Genomic DNA, 3,251 nt, shown 5'->3' with positions numbered 1-3,251 from the left:
AAGTTGTTCTGCTGGTGGTTGAAGGTGAAGAGGTTGAAAAAAGTTTGACGGTTCTTTAAAAATCGTGTTAGACTACAAGGCTTCGCTGATCGCAGCGAGCAAGACGAAGTAAACGATGAGTTGCTTCGGTGATCGTTAAAAAATTACAGCCGATAAGCGTGGGCGTTTGAAGGTAATTGCGTAAGTTCTTCGGAACAAGTCGCAAGACTTAAAACGCTCATGAGAATAGAAGTGAAGTTCACTTCAATTCCGTTTTTGTGAGTTTTGCTTGATCGCGAGATCAGGCGCAAATCAAGATCGAACTATAGAGTTTGATCCTGGCTCAGATTGAACGCTGGCGGCATGCCTTACACATGCAAGTCGAACGGCAGCGCGGGAGCAATCCTGGCGGCGAGTGGCGAACGGGTGAGTAATACATCGGAACGTGCCCAATCGTGGGGGATAACGCAGCGAAAGCTGTGCTAATACCGCATACGATCTACGGATGAAAGCAGGGGATCGCAAGACCTTGCGCGAATGGAGCGGCCGATGGCAGATTAGGTAGTTGGTGAGGTAAAGGCTCACCAAGCCTTCGATCTGTAGCTGGTCTGAGAGGACGACCAGCCACACTGGGACTGAGACACGGCCCAGACTCCTACGGGAGGCAGCAGTGGGGAATTTTGGACAATGGGCGCAAGCCTGATCCAGCCATGCCGCGTGCAGGATGAAGGCCTTCGGGTTGTAAACTGCTTTTGTACGGAACGAAACGGCCTTTTCTAATAAAGAGGGCTAATGACGGTACCGTAAGAATAAGCACCGGCTAACTACGTGCCAGCAGCCGCGGTAATACGTAGGGTGCAAGCGTTAATCGGAATTACTGGGCGTAAAGCGTGCGCAGGCGGTTATGTAAGACAGTTGTGAAATCCCCGGGCTCAACCTGGGAACTGCATCTGTGACTGCATAGCTAGAGTACGGTAGAGGGGGATGGAATTCCGCGTGTAGCAGTGAAATGCGTAGATATGCGGAGGAACACCGATGGCGAAGGCAATCCCCTGGACCTGTACTGACGCTCATGCACGAAAGCGTGGGGAGCAAACAGGATTAGATACCCTGGTAGTCCACGCCCTAAACGATGTCAACTGGTTGTTGGGAATTCACTTTCTCAGTAACGAAGCTAACGCGTGAAGTTGACCGCCTGGGGAGTACGGCCGCAAGGTTGAAACTCAAAGGAATTGACGGGGACCCGCACAAGCGGTGGATGATGTGGTTTAATTCGATGCAACGCGAAAAACCTTACCCACCTTTGACATGTACGGAATTCGCCAGAGATGGCTTAGTGCTCGAAAGAGAACCGTAACACAGGTGCTGCATGGCTGTCGTCAGCTCGTGTCGTGAGATGTTGGGTTAAGTCCCGCAACGAGCGCAACCCTTGTCATTAGTTGCTACATTTAGTTGGGCACTCTAATGAGACTGCCGGTGACAAACCGGAGGAAGGTGGGGATGACGTCAAGTCCTCATGGCCCTTATAGGTGGGGCTACACACGTCATACAATGGCTGGTACAAAGGGTTGCCAACCCGCGAGGGGGAGCTAATCCCATAAAACCAGTCGTAGTCCGGATCGCAGTCTGCAACTCGACTGCGTGAAGTCGGAATCGCTAGTAATCGTGGATCAGAATGTCACGGTGAATACGTTCCCGGGTCTTGTACACACCGCCCGTCACACCATGGGAGCGGGTTCTGCCAGAAGTAGTTAGCTTAACCGCAAGGAGGGCGATTACCACGGCAGGGTTCGTGACTGGGGTGAAGTCGTAACAAGGTAGCCGTATCGGAAGGTGCGGCTGGATCACCTCCTTTCTGGAAACAAGCAATTTAATTTAAACGCCCACACTTATCGGTTGTTGGAAGAAGTCGGTTGTCTTCGATTTCGAAGATGATTGGCGAATGGGTCTGTAGCTCAGCTGGTTAGAGCACCGTCTTGATAAGGCGGGGGTCGTTGGTTCGAGCCCAACTAGACCCACCAAATCTTCTGATATCTCGTGTGTGAGAGTTTGGGGGATTAGCTCAGCTGGGAGAGCACCTGCTTTGCAAGCAGGGGGTCGTCGGTTCGATCCCGTCATCCTCCACCACAACCAATAATCGGTTCCATCGGAACGTTTCAACACCAAAGCGGCTTCCTGCGAAAGCATGAGGCTTCTTTGTTGTTGATCAGGATCTCTTGATCAATCGGCTGTTCTTTAAAAATTCATAGAGTTGAATCAGCGTTGCTGACGGAAAGAGCTTCATGGCTCACCGTGCCGTCAGCAACTTGAATTTTTGATTGCGTCAATATGAACTTCAATTTCGAGTCAAATCGATTTATGAAGACGGCATAACGCGCCAGGTGAAAGACCTGGCAATTCCTTGATTGACTTTGGTTTCTGTGAAGAAACGTCAAAGTTATAGGGTCAAGTGAATAAGAGCACGTGGTGGATGCCTTGGCGATGATAGGCGACGAAGGACGTGATAGCCTGCGATAAGCTTCGGGGAGCTGGCAAATTAGCTTTGATCCGGAGATTTCCGAATGGGGAAACCCACCGAAAGGTATCGCATAGTGAATACATAGCTATGCGAGGCGAACCGGGTGAACTGAAACATCTCAGTAGCTCGAGGAAAAGACATCAACCGAGATTCCGAAAGTAGTGGCGAGCGAAATCGGAAGAGCCTGCTAGTGATAGCACAAGACTTATCAGAACGGCTTGGAAAGGCCGGCCATAGTGGGTGACAGCCCCGTACGTTAAAAGACTTGTGTGGTACTGAGCTAGCGAAAAGTAGGGCGGGACACGTGTAATCCTGTCTGAATATGGGGGGACCATCCTCCAAGGCTAAATACTCATCATCGACCGATAGTGAACTAGTACCGTGAGGGAAAGGCGAAAAGAACCCCGGGAGGGGAGTGAAATAGATCCTGAAACCGCGTGCTTACAAAAAGTAGGAGCCCGCAAGGGTGACTGCGTACCTTTTGTATAATGGGTCAGCGACTTACATTCAGTGGCAAGGTTAACCGAATAGGGAAGCCGTAGAGAAATCGAGTCCGAATAGGGCGATCAGTCGCTGGGTGTAGACCCGAAACCAAGTGATCTATCCATGGCCAGGATGAAGGTGCCGTAACAGGTACTGGAGGTCCGAACCGACTAGTGTTGCAAAACTAGCGGATGAGCTGTGGATAGGGGTGAAAGGCTAAACAAACTTGGAAATAGCTGGTTCTCTCCGAAAACTATTTAGGTAGTGCCTC

The 3,251-nt window shown here is 50.7% G+C and carries 2 tRNA genes and 2 rRNA genes (1 of these 4 cut by a window edge); all 4 read left to right on the top strand.

The window, feature by feature from the left end:
- Positions 1-299 precede the first annotated feature (299 nt).
- Positions 300-1,834, top strand: a 16S ribosomal RNA gene (locus AC07RV_RS45770).
- 89 nt (positions 1,835-1,923) lie between these two features.
- Positions 1,924-2,000 (top strand) — tRNA-Ile (locus tag AC07RV_RS45765).
- A gap of 30 nt (positions 2,001-2,030) precedes the next feature.
- Positions 2,031-2,106: transfer RNA gene (locus tag AC07RV_RS45760), tRNA-Ala, on the top strand.
- 316 nt (positions 2,107-2,422) lie between these two features.
- Positions 2,423-3,251: ribosomal RNA gene (locus AC07RV_RS45755) — 23S ribosomal RNA — on the top strand; it runs 2,141 nt beyond the window's last position.
- Together the 16S and 23S rRNA genes with 2 tRNA genes alongside form the textbook arrangement of a ribosomal RNA operon.

It is taken from the genome of Variovorax sp. GW821-FHT09B01 (assembly GCF_059418345.1).
This window is presented reverse-complemented; position numbering and strand designations above follow the sequence as displayed.